Source organism: Paenibacillus sp. P3E (genome assembly GCF_001909045.1).
GTDB lineage: Bacteria > Bacillota > Bacilli > Paenibacillales > Paenibacillaceae > Paenibacillus_AQ > Paenibacillus_AQ helianthi.
Map to the genome: position 1 here is coordinate 1 of NZ_LVWH01000012.1, position 16136 is coordinate 16136.

Genomic DNA, 16136 nt, shown 5'->3' on the forward strand with positions numbered 1-16136 from the left:
TTGAACGTCTGGATCAATGGACGCGAATGAGGGTGCGAGCCTTTATGCGCAAAAAGAGATCTACGGTGTCAAACCGGCTGATACCAAACAAAGTACTGGAATCAGCCGGAATGGTATTTCTAACAAGCTTACTCACCACACGTTCCTAATTCAGGAGTGAAATAAGCAATCCGGCGACGGATGAAGGAAACTCACTCCTGAAGATGGGGAACTGACGAAGGAAAGCCGTGTGCGGGAAATCCGCATGCACGGTTTGACGGGGAGTCCGAGGGAGTAATCCCTCGTCTTACCCTACTGTTTTCAGAGGGGCAACTAAAAGGGGCTCATTGGAGGGATTTGGAGATATTTGTCGAATTAACTATAGGTATAGCTTGTATGTGAAGGAGGTGAATCCCGGTGCTGTTGTCAAAAGCTTGCGCAGACATAGGCATACGGGAAAGGCAATGTGGAACTGGCTAAAAACATCCAAAGCATCGGCGATCCAAGAGGATACTCAGAACCAACCGGCTGAGACCCTTATAGAATCTTCCCATCCCAAGATCATTATTATCACTGGAACCAGCGGTTCGGGTCGGAAAAGTATTGCCAAGCAGCTTAGTGCTTCGCTGGGAATCCCCTACATCCTTCCGTACACTACACGTGCGGCCCGCCCGCAAGAGGAGGATGGGCAACATTATCATTTTATCTCTGACGGCGAGTTTCAGGCGATGGTAGAGACAAATGCATTTTTCCAGAGGGTCCATTTGGAGCGGGGGCACTACGGAATTGCATTGGCAGACCTCGAACAAGGCATTGAAGAGCATAAAGCCGTCATCGTTGTAGTGAATCATGAAGGCGCCAGCGCATTTCGGAAGAAATACGGCGAGGAGGCCTTGCGGATTTTCATATACGTCACGAAGAATGATATCCAGCTTCGGTTGGAGCGGGAAGCGGTGCCGTACGGCATTGTGGATGAATATCTGGGGAATTATACGGAGGAAGTGGCCTTTAAAAGGGAGTCGGAGTATCTGCTGCAGAACATGGAACCGGAGCTCACGGTCCAGAAAATTAAGGAGTTCTTACAGACGAAAATATAGGCGGCGGGGAATTCGTATCCCCATCATAGAGGGATGTCTCAAAGCCATAAAGTGGCTGTGTGAGACATCTCTTTTTTTGCAAATATAAGGATTTATATGTTTCACGCTATAAAGATTCTTCCTGGTGGTCAAAAGATAAGCAGATGGCATCAGACTGTCCCGCTTCATGGGGAGATTACTGCTCCGCAGGAGCCAGATGAACCTCTCCCCAGTCATACATACTGCGCAGGATGGGAACGAAGTTCTCACCGGTGGCGGTTAGGGAATACTCTACACGGGGAGGGATTTCCTTGAAAACCTCACGGTGCACAAAACCGTCCTCCTCAAGCTCCCTTAGCTGTTTGGTCAGCATCGCCTGGGTGATATCAGGAAAGGTGCGTTTGATCTGCCCGAACCGTTTGGGCCCGACCGACAGATACCATAGAATCACGATTTTCCATTTGCCTCCGACGATTTTTTGCACCTTGGTTAAGGGACAGCTTGTAACAAAATCAGTATTCTTACTCATTTTGATTCTCCTCATTACTGCATATATGCGCTGAAAAGCCTATCAATTCAATTAGTATGATTTATGATAGTATATACTATAAAACTGCCTACTTGTCCTTTGGATACTATGGGCTTAACATTACCTTAGCATTAAGGCATTGGCAAGTCATTGATATATTCTGGAGGCGAACAGCGTGAATATTAGTATTTTATACGGTCATCCGTATGATAAAAGCTTTAACAAAGCGATTCTGCAGCAGGTTACTGCTCATCTGGAACAGCGGGGGGCTGCGGTCAAGGTGAAGGATCTGATACAGCTGTCCTTTGATCCGGTGCTCGAACTGAAGGATTTGGAAGCCAAGTTCACCAAGGTGTTGCCGGAAGACGTAGCGAAGGAGCAGGAGGACTTATTATGGGCTGATGCGCTGATTATTATTTCTCCTGTATGGTGGGGAGGATTTCCGGCTGTCATTAAGGGATATATCGACCGGGTGTTCACAACAGCGCTGGTCCGTTCTGCGGAGGGGGTATACGGACTGGAGGGCAAACGTGCGTACTCTATTTTTACAACAGGCTCTTCAGAGGACTACATCCGCACCTCCCGGCAAAAGGACATGCTCTACGCGGCTAACGACAATCTGTTCGGTTTCGCCAAGTTTGCGGATGCTGAGCTTAAGCTGCTGTATTCGGTACCGCGTGTAACACCGGAAGAGCGGCAGGCGATGCTGCTGGAGGTTAACCAATTTGTCGACCGTATCTTTGATCTGAAGCCGGGAGAAGGGGAAAGCACGAAGGATAGTCCTTCCCATCTGGCTTTGGTGGAGGATTTGGCTAAGCATTGAGGAGACAGGCTGGATGATAGGTAGGCAGCGCAGACCAAAAGACACCTCAAGGGGTGTCTTTTGTATTTTTGCTCATCTGGACTGCAAGCTCAGCCGTTGTTTCCCATTAACCCCTTCAGTCCATTGAAAAAAGGTCTAATGGTCTTGATCATCCCGTAGCCCATCTTCATTACCGGCATCGCCTTCTGGATAAATCCCAGGAAGCGCAAACCGCCGCCGAGCCCTGACGCTAAGCCTGCGCCTGCTCCCGAGCCGCCCAGGAGTGAGCCGATAAGCGGCATGAATGCGGAGATTTCTGCTTTTTGCCGGCGGCTGGACCGCTTTTTACCGGATGCTTGGGTTGTACTTGTATGGGGTCTGGAGAGAATCAGTATGTCCTTTTCTACCCCGGTTATATAGCCTACATACGAACGTCCGTCATGAAGTGTAATGCAGACCGGCCGGCCCTTCAGCGCCTTGGCCCGCTTGCGCATTGTAGTTGGCTGTCCCATGTGTCGTTCACCTCTTCGCTCTATTTACTCCTATATTACTCAGAGAATGGCTTGTGGCTTGTGCGAACGGGAAATTTTCTTAGGGGAAAAGGAGGGGGAGGACTGGAGAGAACTTCTATAGAATTAGGAAGTGAAGCACTGCAATTCAAGTCAAAACTACAACAGCCGGCTCTGCTAAGATCGATAGTGAAAGGAGGGAGCACCGCATGTACGAATGGAATGAGATGGTTCAGTTCATGGTGGATTGGGTAGACGGGGATCTTGCCACAGTGCCTTCACTTCTGACAATGTCGGAGCAGCTCGGCTATTCGCCATATTACTGCACGAAACAGTTTCACTCGCTGACCGGAATGACCCTGCGGGATTACATCTGGCAGCGAAGAATCAGCCGCGCCGCTCTGGAGCTGCGGGACACGGATGCCCGTATACTGGACATTGCCGTGAAGTTCGGCTTTTCGTCACAGGAAGCGCTCACGCGGGCGTTTGTGAAGGCTTTTAAGATTACACCGTATGCTTACCGGAAGGCACCCAGGCCTATTCCGCTCGCGATTCGCTCTGAAGTGTTCTCCCCTTATCATTATTTGATCAAGGAGCGGGATAAGATGAGACAGGTGCATTTGCAGGAAGCGGAAATCAAGATTGAGCGCATACCGGCCCATAAGTTCATTGGGATCTGGGATGTTGAAGTATCGGACTATGGACAGTTCTGGGGGAACGGGCACGACTGTGATGAGGTATCGGGAACGCTGGAAAGTATGTCTCATCATACTCTGCCTGGACAGCTTGGCCAAACGGCGGGCTGGTTCTATCAGAACGGGCAAAAAGGGTACCTGTACGGAATCCCTGTGGCGGAGGACTATAACGGGGAAATCCCTGAGGGAATGCAGGTCAGAGAGATCCCGGAATCCGAGTACCTGGTCTTCTTCCACCCGCCCTTTGATTATCTGAAGGACAACGGTGAGGTGATGCGGACTGTCGAACAGGTAGCCTGGAGCTATAATCCGGAGAGTATGGGCTACCAGTGGGACGAGGACTCCAAGCAGGATTATCAGCGCCACTTCCCGGAGGGATACGGGTATGCAGTGCTGCGGCCGGTAAAGAAGCTGCCCATTGAAGAGTGAAGCCCGGCAAAAGGATTACTCGAAAAAAGAGAAGCGTTCCTGCGCTTCTCTTTAGGTCTTTAAGTACACTATAATCTTTCAGCTAATGTTCCAAGTACTTCCTTAGCAAGTGTCTCTCCGCGAAATTCCAAAGCTGCCACTGTCTGAAGCAGTTCGGCTTGCTGTTCCCGCTGTTCCCGGGTCCATGACTGCTTAGAGGTACCGGATTTGACAGAAGCGGGATCAGTCATGCATTTGTAAAAGCCTGCAAGCAGCAAAGCGATCTGTGCGTACAATTCTGCCAGTTCGGACAGAGCCCGGGATCCAGAATGGTTATCCAGCAGCGGCAGGGATTCTTGCAGGTAAGCGGCAGCGCTTCTGCGGGCATCGGTTAATCCCATCATGCAAAAGTGGTTCACCCCCAGTCTGCGTGCAAAGTTCTTGTCACTTGCGTTCCTATACCAGGCATCCTCCAAGAGCCCTTCCTGCCAGGCCTCAAAAGCCTTGTAACCAAGGCTGTAGCCGCTATTCCCGGCAGCATTCATCGAATCCACCTTGATTCTGAGCGAAGCATACAGATTATCTAATGCTGACGGGACATGCCCCTGGCTGCCTATACGAACGAGCATGTAAGGCCAATGGTCCACGTTCAGGTAACCCTTGCTGACCTTCATGTCTTCCAGAAACTCCGGATCATTGCGAAGCTCCTCAAAGGTTTCATCGTCAAAATAACTGCGGCACAGCAGAGTACCGCCAGCATCCAAATACCCGGTGATCACCCCCCATTCGGGAGCGACCCGCAGGTTGATGGCTATGGGAAGCTGATGATTACGCAGGCTCTCCAGGATGTTGTGCTTTTCCAATCTGCGCTCTTCAGGATTCAGATGGTTGGCCCAAGTGGCAGTTAGCCCATAGGCGCTAAACGCCGGATCGGAGTAGTTATAAGCCACAAGTGCATCGGCCGAGCTGTAGTCCCACATAGGTGTAAAAGAAATTCTCCAGCACGCCCCCGACACACCCATAATCTGCTCGTAGGTAGTATCCACTCCTCTTGCTGTCAGAGACAAAAGAAGTGCCCCGGCCCAGGAGCAGTCCATGTCTTTGCCAAAGCCCAGCCGGCCTACCCCTTCTATAATGCAGTGCTCCTGCGGAGATTCCATTCGAAAGAGCCGGGTCCGGTCTGGAGTATAGTGAATCCGCTCGCCTTCCGCACAGCTTACCGCATGAATGCCTTCCTCATTCAGATATAGAAGCAGCAGGTAGTCGTTGCCATCATTGTCGATCAGACTTGGAAAAAGCTCGTGGCTGGCGGTGAACTGCTTCCACTGAAAAAACGCATAATGCTGCATCTTGTTTAGTACATTGCGGCTCGCCCGTTCATTGCCGTAGGCGGCGAATACGATATCAAGCTCGCTTTGACTGGCAGCATAGCCTGTGGAATGAATATCAAGGGTAAGCAGATTGTCGTTCAGCACATAAGTAGCATAGACTCCCGAAGGAGTCTCATATTTCAGGAGCAGCAGCTTCAGACGGTCGCTCTTGATGGATTCGGGAAAAGTTAACTTACTGACCGCAAGATTCAATCTGCTGCCGACAACGAATTGATTAACAAAATGGGTGACATCATAGGCCTCCTGGCCATCGGTATAGACAGCGCTAAGTACGACCAGCTTTTGGGGCAGCAAAATACTGTCTATAGAGTGGCCCAATCTGCTGGACAACAGTGGAAGCGTGGTGGTTTCGGGCAGTGATTTACCCGTTTCCCATTTGGAAACTGCCTGGGGACTGACATTTAGCTGTTCCGCCAGTTGTTCCTGTGACATGTGTTTTTCTTTACGGAGTCTGGCAATCCGCTTGCCTACTTGTTCGCTGCTGATCATAGTACATCTCCCAAGGTTCAATTCGACGTCGTAGGTCTATTATAATTCCATCCTCTTGAAAGAACATGGATTAATGGTTGGGTAGAAGCGGAAAAAAGCAACCACAGGTTGAACTGGATGCTATGATCTGTAAGGGGAGGAGAGCCTCTCTTGGTTAGATAGTGAGGCTGCCTCAGGACAGCGGGGTATCATTTCTATTTTCAATTAAGACATGTGATTTAGGCGTGGGAAGCATAGATATGAATCTGGCAATCGAAACCACCGTCATAAATAATCCCAGCACGGATTGAATCATTATGATCACCATCGCTGGATTGTTATCGATGTTGAAATTAGGAGGCCCGAACGTAGTCATTGTAACAAAGCTCATATAAAAGGCTTGAATTAAGCTGGTACTGCGATCCGCCACGTCAAACCAATTCATTAGAAATTCATATGAAGCGGTAAACCAAAATATAATTTCCATAAAATTATGTATCAGCAAGAGGATAGATCTTCTATAGCTGCGCAGGGTAGCATTCTCTTCATAGTTATCCAGCAGATTGATTTTTAATTGATAAATAAATATCTCAAAGACCCTTAATATTCCGTAGTAAAACAAGATTTGCTTAATAACGCCAATGCTGCTGTATCTCATAATAATGATAGACAGGACTGAAAGCAGAGTATGTGCCAATACCCAGATATCAACGAACAGATACTTCCTTTTAGCTTCCCAGCTAGCAAAGGAAATACTCCTTCTGACGATATCGAAGACGGAAATCCTCGACAGGAATTGAATAATAGTCTTCCAAACCCAAACAATCAATATAAATCCCTCTGTATTATTACTTTCATTCATGTGCATTCCCCCAGAAATTAATAATTACTCATTATTAGCAAGTATATAGAAAATGTTTAAGATGCCACAGCTATAATTTGCTCAGCCTAAAGCAAGGAAAAGTCGATATTTTTGACAATTCGGACAGCAATTCAAAAGGAATAAAAAAACGCTTGCTCTCCCGCCAAATTCATGATATATTACTTCTTGCGTTGCATTTCATTAATTTGCGGTCATGGCGGAATTGGCAGACGCGCTGGCTTCAGGTGCCAGTGGTAGCAATATCGTGGAGGTTCGAGTCCTCTTGACCGCATACTAACAAAAAAGCTTCTGTACTGCTCATCCGGGCAGCGCAGAAGCTTTTTTTTGTTTTCCGTTCAATAGGACAGCGTGGTTGAGGCTGAAGGGGACGAGGTCTGCTGCTTGCGGAACCCGGAGGGAGACATGCCGCTCAGCTTATGGAATACCCGGTTAAACTGGGAGAAGCTGTTGAAGCCGCACTGTTCAGCGATCACAGAAATCCTAAGCCGGGTGCTGATCAGCAGCTGCTGGGCATTGCGGATACGGGTCATTTGGATATACTCGGTCAGTGTAGAGCCGGTGACCGTCTTGAACTGATGTGATAAATAATAAGAGCTGATGTAGAACTCCCTGGAGATCGAATCCAGAGACAGCTCGCTGTTGAAATGACTGTGGATGTATGCAGTGACCGAATATATTTTTTGCATGATGGAATTGCCCACTTCTTCCAGGACATAGCTGTTCCGCTCTCTTTGCTGGTACAGGGCACACAGAAATTGCTGAAACAAGCTGTGAATCAGTACAGGATTCAGGGGAGAAGCGCCATGTGACAAGGTGAAGATGGAGTTAAGAGGATCAAACACGGCTCTCCGCGACTCGCCATTCAAACGGTAGATCGGCACTTCCTCTCCAAAAGAGAGAAACATATTCTTGTAAGCGGTTTCTAGACCGGGTATATTTTTGGGCATCGCGAAGTTAATGATCAGCCTTTTGTGGGGCGGACCTACCGGATATTGTGTCTTGTGCAGCCGGTGCGGACGAAGCAGAACAATATCATATTGCTGAAGGGCATACGCATTCCCCTCGATCATATGGGTGGCTCTGGAATCCATTAATATATGAATCTCGTAAAAGTCATGAAAATGCTGAAACTCCATATTGATGTTATGGGACCGCTGGTCATAATCAAAATAATAAAAAAGCGAATCAGCCGGTGTGTTGATGCTTACGCTATATCCTTGCTCATACAACAAGTCGCTATCAAGCATATCCTGGTCGCCGCCTTAATCTGTGGTATGGACCTATTATAAATCTAGAAAAGCAAGATATGCAATGTATGAGGGGGATCATAGCAAATATAACGTAGTTTTTGAGGGGAGGGATTTGCTATATTGGCTGTATGAAAGCGGATACAAGGAGTGGTGATCATGTTTTTGACCGAAGAGAAGCTGATCCGGCGTCAGGCGGAGATTGGAAAGTACAGGTACCGCAAGCTGCTGGAGATTGAGGAACTGGAATTCGCAGAGGATGAAGACGGGTCTAACGGTGTGTATCCTGAGGCCGTTTCCTTTGATGGCACAATCAAGCTGGAGGAGCACTGGCGCGGGCGCGACCGTTATGTCTGGCTGCGTACTGTGGTCGAGATGCCTATAAGTGCACCCGGCTTCAAAATTGCCGGAAGGTTCGACTTCGGCAAGTCGGGGAGCTTCAACAACTCGGGGTTTGAATCGTTGCTGTTTGTGAACGGGGAGCCTTATCAGGGCGTGGATAACAATCACAGGGAGGTTATTTTTGGGCCGGAGCTAGGCGGGCAGACGGTGGAGCTTGTCTTCCGGCTGTGGTCTGGTCTTGAGGGCGGAGGCCCCGCCGTTATTCAGGATCACCGGATTAGCGAAGCGATGATTGGCTACCTGGATGAAACGATTGATGATTTGTGCTACCTGTCACAGGCTGCGCTGGATATGTACCGGTATTTGGGCAGCGACCAGCCGGAGAAGCAATGGCTGAAAAAAGCGCTGAACGACGCCTTTCGTGAAATTGACTGGTCGGAGCCCGGATCAGAGGCCCACGAAATGTCCCTTTACCGTGCCGGGGCCAGCCTGAACCGCGCTGTGGATGCTATGCCCAAAACCTTTGACATGACGATTACAGCCGTTGGTCATACCCATATTGATGTTGCGTGGCTGTGGCAGCTAAAGCATACGCGGGAGAAAATAGCACGGTCCTTCTCTACCGTACTGCGGCTGATGGAGGAGTTCCCGGAATATCAGTTCCTGCAGACGCAGCCGCAATTGTACGACTATCTGAAGCGTGATTATCCCGAACTGTTCGGACGGATCTCGGAGAAAATCAAGGAAGGCCGCTGGGAAGCCGAAGGAGCTATGTGGCTGGAGTCGGATTGTAATATCCCGTCCGGTGAATCCTTGGTCCGTCAGATTGTGGCGGGGAAACGCTACTTCCGGGAAGAGTTCGGGATCGAAAGCAAGTATTTGTGGCTGCCGGATGTATTCGGATACAGCTGGGCATTGCCGCAGATTTTGCGCAAATCGGGGATCTCCACCTTCATGACGACCAAAATCAGCTGGAACCAGTTCAACCGGATGCCGCATGATACGTTCTGGTGGCGCGGGCTTGACGGTTCCGAGATTTTGACGCACTTCATTACCACTTCGGAGAAGAACGGAGATGCTTACACGTACAACGGCCGGATGACTGCCGCAATGCTGCGGGGGATCTGGAATTCGTATCAGGATAAGGACATCAATGATAACCTGATGTTCACTTATGGCTGGGGCGACGGGGGCGGTGGGCCTACGCGGGAAATGCTGGAGCTTCGGCGGCGGTTCGACAAGCTTCCAGGGATGCCTAAACTGAATATGGGCAGCGCAGGAGAGTATTTTGACGGGCTGCATGAACGGATCGAAAATACTGAAGCCTATGTGCATACCTGGAACGGCGAGTTATATTTTGAATGCCATAGGGGGACATATACCTCTCAGGCCCGGAACAAAAAATACAACCGGCGGCTGGAATTGCTGCTGCGCGATGCAGAGTGGCTGCATACGCTCACCGGTGTCCGGCGAGGTGATCTTGAAACCGGTTACCCGGCAGAAGAACTCCGCGGGATATGGGAAATCCTCCTGCGCAACCAGTTCCATGATATTATCCCCGGCTCGTCGATTAAAGAAGTCTATGAGGATAGTGATCTTGAATATGCGGAAGGGGAGGCGCGGTCACTGGCTATAATTAACGGCTGTAGTGAAGCCGCAGGCAACGCCGCCGGGCAAGAGCGTCTTACGCTGCTGAACAGCTCTATCTGGAATCGTCCGCGGTATGCCGAGTTGCCGGGCGAATCTGCAGATGACACTGTCATCTGTGATAAGGCCGGGCAGCCTCTGGAACAGCAGCGGACGGCAGACGGGGGAAGGCTGGTGTATATTCCCTCCCTGCCTGCTCTTGGCACGGCCGTTCTGCAATATGGACGGGGGGAACGGGCTGGCGCCGGCCTCGAAGGGGAATCGCCGCTGGCGGATGCCGCCGGCAACCGCCTGACAACACCTTTGTATGAAATGGCCTGGAATGAACAGGGACACTTCACCTCTATCTACGACCGCCGGAACGGCCGTGAGCTCTTGGCACCCGGGAAGCGCGGCAATGTGCTACAGGTATTTGAGGACAAACCGCTGGATTTTGAAGCCTGGGACATTGATATCTTCTACCAGGAGAAAATGACAGAAATTTCGCAGCTTGAAGAATGCAATCTGATCGAGAACGGTCCGCTAAGGGCGGTCCTGCGTATGGTCTGGACGTACCATCGCTCAACCATCACCCAGAGAATCGTGTTCTACCGGGACACGGCAAGAATTGATTTCCAGACTGAGATGGACTGGCATGGTCATAACCAATTGCTGAAAGCGGCGTTTCCGGTGGATATTCATGCTGTGGAAGCTACCTACGATATTCAGTTCGGCAATGTGAAACGGCCGACGCACTGGAACACGAGCTGGGATTATGCCCGTTTCGAAACGGTAGCCCACCAATGGGCAGATCTCAGCGAGAAGGGCTATGGCGTAGCCCTGCTGAATGACTGTAAATACGGCTATGACATCAAGGACAGCGTGATGCGGCTGACGTTATTGAAATCAGCAGTCCATCCCAATCCTGAGCAGGATCAGGGCCAGCATACCTTCACTTATGCGCTCTATCCGCATACCGGTGATTTTGTGGATGGCGGGGTTGTCCAGGAGGCTTGGGAATTGAATAATCCCCTGCGTACGGTTCCGGGAGAGTTGGAGGGTGATGCCTTGTTCTCTATCGGGGGCAAACATGTGCTGGCCGATGCCATCAAGCGTTCAGAGGATGGCAGCCATGTTGTGCTGCGCCTGCATGAATATGCTGGTTCGCAGACCCGGGTCCGCGTGGAGAGCGCTTATCCCATTGCATCCTGGCAGGAATGCAATCTGATGGAGGAACCGCAGGGGGATTGGCAGACTGGTGATTTTGTATTCCAGATCAAGCCTTATGAGATTAAGACTTTTAGAATAGATATGGGGAAAAGAGCAAGCTGAGAGAAAAGAATCTACAGCGGGAGAGGGAGCGGAGTGCACGATGGATAACTACCGGGTGAACAAGGACGAAATCGTTGGAAAGCTAAATCAAGTAACGAATAAGCTGCTGAAGCTGGAACGGCCGGATAATGAAGCAGAGTTGCAGAACTTAGGAGAGGATGCGGGACGACGGGGATATTTTGCCCGTGATTTCGGTATGGAAGAATGGGATTGGCCGCAGGGAGTGGGGCTGTATGGCCTTCAAAAGCTGGACTTGTATTTCAGGGATGACCGTTATAAGAGTTATGCGAAGCCGTGGATGGCCCGTCAACTGGAGAAGGGGCTGCCAAGCCGGAATATCAATACAACCGCCCCGCTGTTGTCGCTGATGGAACTGGAGGAAGCGGAGGCGTTAAGCCTCGAATGGGTCGAGTGGCTGATGAATGGCCTGCCCCGGACGAAGGAGCTGGGTTATCAGCATGTCACAACGGGAGCCAGCAAGCATGAAATTACGCTTCATGACAATGAGATTTGGATTGATACGCTGTTTATGGCTATTTTGTTCACGGCTAAAATGGGTGTGAAGTATGATAACGCCGAGTGGAGACAAGCGTCGCTGCACCAGCTGCTGCTGCATATCAAGTATTTGTATGACAAAAAGACGGGTCTGTTCTTCCATGGCTGGCATTTTGCCGGCCGCCATAATTTCAGCGAAGCGTTCTGGTGCCGCGGTAACGGCTGGTTCGCACTCGGCCTGCCGGAGTACCTGGAGCTGATGCGCCCGTATCTGGACAGCGGAGTCTTCACCTATCTTCAGCAGATTCTGCACGCACAGGCAGAGGCGCTATTGGCCTGCCAGAGCGGAGATGGCCTGTGGCATACCCTGCTGGATGACCCGGACAGCTATACGGAAACTTCCGGGTCAGCAGCCATCGCAGCCGGTATTCTTCAGGGTGCGCGCAGAGGGCTGCTGCCAGAGTCATATGCTAACCAGGCCCTGAGCGCGATCCGGGCTGTACTAGGCAGAATTGACGGTGAGGGCACGGTGCTTGGTGTATCCGGCGGCACACCGATTGGTGCGGCAAAAGAAGATTACAAGCAGATCATTATTGCCCCTATGGCCTATGGCCAGGCGATGGCTATCGTCGCGCTGGGAGAAGCACTGCATTATTGCTGATTCAGTGTTCTGCATGCATCGCGCTGGGAGAAGGAGTATATTACTGTTAATGCTGTGCCCTGCATGCAGTTCCATCTGGCCAAAAGAAATAAAGAAATTTTGCTTGTAGCATTGGTGTGCTTGGAGTATACTATTCCCGGGATGGTTAAGCGCTTACCCCATAGGAGGATAAGCGAAAATGGTAAATCCGATCGTAGTAGGGATTATTGGCGCAGGCAGAATCGGTCGCCTACATGCAGATAATCTGCGTGTGATGCCGTCGTTTAAACTGAAATCAATCGCAGAAGCTATGGTAGGTGAGGAACTGCTGGAGTGGGCAGAAAGCCGCAACCTTGGCTCTGTATTTACAAATGGGGAAGATTTGCTGAATGACCCTGAAATCGAAGCGGTGTTCATCTGCACGCCAACGGATACCCATGCATACTGGATCGAGCAGGCTGCCCGTGCTCATAAGAACATTTTTTGTGAGAAACCGATCAGCCTCTCGTCAGAGCAGACCAGCCGGGCACTGCAGATTGCCAAGGAAGAAGGCGTACTGCTTCAAGTCGGCTTCAACCGCCGGATGGACCCGAGCTTCCGCAAGCTGAAGCAGCTGGTTCAGTCCGAACAACTGGGCAAGCCCCATATCGTGAAGATCACTTCGCGTGATCCGCAGCCACCCGGTGAGGCTTATGTCCTTTCTTCCGGCGGTATGTTTATGGATATGACGATTCACGACTTTGATATGGCCCGTTACCTGATGGGTGAGGAAGTGGTTGAGGTGTACACCCGGGGGGCCAATCTGGTAGACCCGATGTTCGGGCGCTGTGGTGATGTGGATACAGCTGTCATCACGCTGACCTTTGCCAGCGGCGCGATCTGTGTCATTGATAACAGCCGGAAGGCCGTCTATGGCTACGACCAGCGGGTAGAGGTGTTCGGTTCCCACGGATCGGCCACCGCCGACAACTGCCGTCCGACTACGGTGGAGGTGTCTACCGCGAGCTCTGTCACCCGCGATCAGCCGCAGCATTTCTTCCTCGAGCGGTACAATCAGGCATTTACGGATGAGATTGCCGCATTTGCACAGGCGGTTCGCCTGCAGGAGCCGCTCATTTGCAGCGGCATGGACGGCCAGCAAGCGGAACGGATTGCTGAAGCTGCTAAGGAATCGCACCTGACCGGGCTCCCGGTCAAGTTGTCACACCATGCAGGAGAGGGTACGCCAGCAACGAGCCAGGTATTGTAAGCGGATGCACACCCTGAAGACAGAGGAGGCCGGTGAAGATGTCCAATTTAATCATTAAGGCCGGAGCACCCGGCAAGGATGGACTTGTGGCGGCAGTGAGCAAGGAGAGCGCCGGATGGAAATATGTAGGCTTTGAAGTGTATCAGCTGCAGGCCGGGGAACTATTAAGCCGCAGTGCAGAAGGAAACGAGATCTGCCTGGTACTCCTGGCAGGCAAGGCTGATGTAAAGGTAGATGGCATAGTCTTCTCCGGCATTGGCGAGCGCATGTCTGTGTTTGAGGATGTAGCGCCTTATGCGGTATACGTTCCCGCAGGAGCCCATTATGAAGTTACCGCCCTGACAGAGCTGGAGCTTGCCGCATGTCTGGCGCCAGGAACGGGTAAATATTCACCCCGGCTGATCGCTCCTTCTGACGCTGTGGCCGAGAACCGGGGGGTTGGCAGTATGTCGCGCCGGGTGGTCAACATCCTTCCGGAGCAGAGTGAAGCGGAGAGCCTGCTGGTGGTCGAGGTGCGTACGGGCGGCGGCAACTGGTCCAGCTATCCCCCGCATAAACATGACCAGGACAATCTGCCGGCAGAGTCCTATCTGGAAGAGACATACTACCACCGGGTCAATCCCGCCCATGGCTTTGTGGTGCAGCGGGTGTACAATGACGACCGCAGCCTGGACGAGACGATGGCCGTGGCTGACCGCAGCATCGTGCTGGTTCCGGAAGGGTATCATCCGGTATCCGCGCCGCCGGGCTACGATTCTTATTATCTTAACGTGATGGCAGGCCCTGTCCGTACCTGGGTCTTCCACAATGATCCCGATCATGAGTGGTTGTTCGGAGCGCAGCAGCAGCCGGACAGACGGGAATAATCAATGGCTGGCCAAAGAGGGGCTTCCGCAGGGCGGAGGGCCCTCTTTGGTGCTGATATAAGGAAGAGTATGTGTCACGCCATCATTCTTTTATTCCCCGCTAAGGACGGATGTCTGACTCGATTCGCAGTATTGCTGCTTCGGAAGCATAAGAAAAGGACGGCAAAGCCGATTCCACTGGGTAAGTGGTCGAAGCGCAGAGCCGGGCGAGATACCCGGCTGCAACTGACTAGTACGGCACTGCATAATAGACACCGTCTGGCGAGTTCCCTATAATCAAACGTATAAGATTGCAAGAAGGTAAAGGCGGGCCTATTAACGATGAAACCTACGATATATGATGTGGCACGTGAAGCAGGAGTTTCTATCGCTACAGTGTCCAAGGTGCTGAATAAGAGCGGGAGGATCAGCGACAAGACGCGGCAGAAGGTCAGCAGTATTATGGAAGAGCTGAATTACCAGCCCAGCATGGTGGCTTCTGCACTGACGAGCCGCCGGACAGGAACGATCGGGCTGATGATTCCCGATATTGCCAATCCTTTTTTTGCCGAAGCAGCCCGCGGTATTGAGGATTACGCCCAGGGGCAGGGAAGCGATCTGATCGTCTGCAGTACGGACCGGGACGATGAGAAGGCGGCAAGGTATATCTCGCTGCTTTTGCGCAAACGGGTCGATGGCCTGATTATCGCCTCTCATATCGGGAATCCCGACATGATCCGCCGTCTGCTGGCCGATCATGTGCCGCTCGTGCTATTCTCGGCGGATATCCGTATGATGGAGAGCAACTCTGTCACGGTAGATGACTATAAGGGCGGCTATCAGGCAACGGAATATTTGCTGTCCCTGGGACACCGCAAGCTCGGCATCATCTCCGACAATCTGCCGGGAAGCAAGCTGCGCGCCGAAGGCTTCCTGGATGCGCTGAAGGCTGCGGGCGTCCCCTTTGATAATCCGGCGAATATTACACATACTTCGGCCACACTGGAGAATGGCCGGAAAGCGGCTGCGGCGATGCTGGGCCAGGCAGAGAAGGAGCGTCCGACAGCGGTGTTTGCCTGCAACGATCTGCTCGCTATCGGGGTATTGAAGGAGGCGCGCGGCTTAGGGTTGTCTATTCCCCGCGATCTGTCCGTAGTGGGCTTTGACAATACCATGCTGGCTGAGATTTGCCATCCTTCCTTGACCAGCATTGCCCAGCCCCTGCGTGAGATGACAGAGCAGGCTATGATCCTGCTGAACCAGGCTATCGATAATCCGGAGAGTCCCAAGCGCAAAATCATGCTGATGCCGGAGCTGGTTGTCCGTCATTCCACGGGTCCGGTACCGCATTAAGAAGTAAAGGAAGCCAAGCTGCGCCCGAAGCCCGGGCGCTCATCATTATGCAGGCTTGTTCTCCGCTACCCAGCGGTGGACAGGCTTTTTGTTGTTGCATAAGTTTGTGCTTTCGAGGCTGGTTTTGCGAAGTGTGCTCAAGGTAGCTGATGGTATCGAACTTTTAAGGAACGCGGAATCCGTAGGCGGGAGGGGAGATGGTAAGGACAAGGCAAGGGCAAGGGCAAGGGCAAGGGCAAGGGCAAGGGCAAGGGCAAGGGCAAGGGC

The 16136-nt window shown here is 51.6% G+C and carries 14 protein-coding genes and 1 tRNA gene; 9 read left to right on the top strand and 6 right to left on the bottom strand.

The genetic code is table 11. From position 1 onward, the window contains the following. Positions 1-443 precede the first annotated feature (443 nt). The gene (locus A3842_RS03135; protein ID WP_074100409.1) at positions 444-1076 is read left to right on the top strand and encodes a guanylate kinase; all 633 of its coding nucleotides are present in this window, start codon (positions 444-446) and stop codon (positions 1074-1076) included. Between the two features lie 175 nt (positions 1077-1251). On the opposite strand, the gene A3842_RS03140 is transcribed toward A3842_RS03135, so the two are convergent. Beyond that, complete coding sequence (locus tag A3842_RS03140; RefSeq protein ID WP_074100398.1) at positions 1252-1584, bottom strand: winged helix-turn-helix transcriptional regulator; 333 nt, start codon at positions 1582-1584, stop codon at positions 1252-1254. Between the two features lie 175 nt (positions 1585-1759). Between A3842_RS03140 and A3842_RS03145 the strand changes: the two genes are divergently transcribed. Then, a complete protein-coding gene (locus tag A3842_RS03145) occupies positions 1760-2407 on the top strand; it encodes an NAD(P)H-dependent oxidoreductase (protein ID WP_074100399.1) in 648 nt (215 codons plus the stop codon). A gap of 89 nt (positions 2408-2496) precedes the next feature. Here the strand turns inward: A3842_RS03145 and A3842_RS03150 are convergent, their stop codons facing one another. Continuing rightward, entirely contained in the window at positions 2497-2898 is a 402-nt protein-coding gene (locus A3842_RS03150) for a hypothetical protein (protein ID WP_074088773.1), read from the bottom strand. A gap of 206 nt (positions 2899-3104) precedes the next feature. Here A3842_RS03150 and A3842_RS03155 point away from each other — a divergent pair, with 206 nt between their 5' ends. Beyond that, the gene (locus A3842_RS03155; RefSeq protein ID WP_074100400.1) at positions 3105-4019 is read left to right on the top strand and encodes an AraC family transcriptional regulator; all 915 of its coding nucleotides are present in this window, start codon (positions 3105-3107) and stop codon (positions 4017-4019) included. A 68-nt stretch (positions 4020-4087) separates the two neighbouring features. Here A3842_RS03155 and A3842_RS03160 read toward each other — a convergent pair whose 3' ends face one another. Next, the gene (locus A3842_RS03160) at positions 4088-5878 is read right to left on the bottom strand and encodes a helix-turn-helix domain-containing protein (protein ID WP_074100401.1); all 1791 of its coding nucleotides are present in this window, start codon (positions 5876-5878) and stop codon (positions 4088-4090) included. A 172-nt stretch (positions 5879-6050) separates the two neighbouring features. Then, a complete protein-coding gene (locus A3842_RS03165; RefSeq protein ID WP_074100402.1) occupies positions 6051-6719 on the bottom strand; it encodes an ion channel in 669 nt (222 codons plus the stop codon). A gap of 208 nt (positions 6720-6927) precedes the next feature. Here A3842_RS03165 and A3842_RS03170 point away from each other — a divergent pair. Beyond that, positions 6928-7011: transfer RNA gene (locus A3842_RS03170), tRNA-Leu, on the top strand. 64 nt (positions 7012-7075) lie between these two features. Here the strand turns inward: A3842_RS03170 and A3842_RS03175 are convergent. After that, entirely contained in the window at positions 7076-7987 is a 912-nt protein-coding gene (locus tag A3842_RS03175; protein ID WP_074100403.1) for a helix-turn-helix domain-containing protein, read from the bottom strand. Between the two features lie 159 nt (positions 7988-8146). On the opposite strand from A3842_RS03175, the gene A3842_RS03180 reads away from it, so the two are divergent. The 5 genes from A3842_RS03180 to A3842_RS03200 all read left to right on the top strand — a co-directional run bounded on the left by A3842_RS03180 (position 8147) and on the right by A3842_RS03200 (position 15869). Continuing rightward, positions 8147-11287 carry an alpha-mannosidase gene (locus tag A3842_RS03180; RefSeq protein WP_074100404.1) on the top strand — a complete coding sequence of 1047 codons (3141 nt, stop codon included), beginning with the start codon at positions 8147-8149 and terminating at the stop codon, positions 11285-11287. Between the two features lie 40 nt (positions 11288-11327). Next, positions 11328-12443 (top strand): glycoside hydrolase family 88/105 protein, encoded by a 1116-nt coding sequence (locus A3842_RS03185; protein ID WP_074100405.1) that lies wholly within the window; start codon positions 11328-11330, stop codon positions 12441-12443. A 178-nt stretch (positions 12444-12621) separates the two neighbouring features. Continuing rightward, entirely contained in the window at positions 12622-13671 is a 1050-nt protein-coding gene (iolG, locus tag A3842_RS03190; protein WP_074100406.1) for an inositol 2-dehydrogenase, read from the top strand. Between the two features lie 38 nt (positions 13672-13709). Continuing rightward, the gene (gene iolB, locus A3842_RS03195; RefSeq protein ID WP_074100407.1) at positions 13710-14537 is read left to right on the top strand and encodes a 5-deoxy-glucuronate isomerase; all 828 of its coding nucleotides are present in this window, start codon (positions 13710-13712) and stop codon (positions 14535-14537) included. Between the two features lie 321 nt (positions 14538-14858). After that, positions 14859-15869 carry a LacI family DNA-binding transcriptional regulator gene (locus A3842_RS03200; protein ID WP_074100408.1) on the top strand — a complete coding sequence of 337 codons (1011 nt, stop codon included), beginning with the start codon at positions 14859-14861 and terminating at the stop codon, positions 15867-15869. A gap of 45 nt (positions 15870-15914) precedes the next feature. Here the strand turns inward: A3842_RS03200 and A3842_RS32845 are convergent. Further along, the coding region (locus tag A3842_RS32845; protein ID WP_218618647.1) for a hypothetical protein at positions 15915-16136 on the bottom strand (222 nt) is incomplete at its 5' end.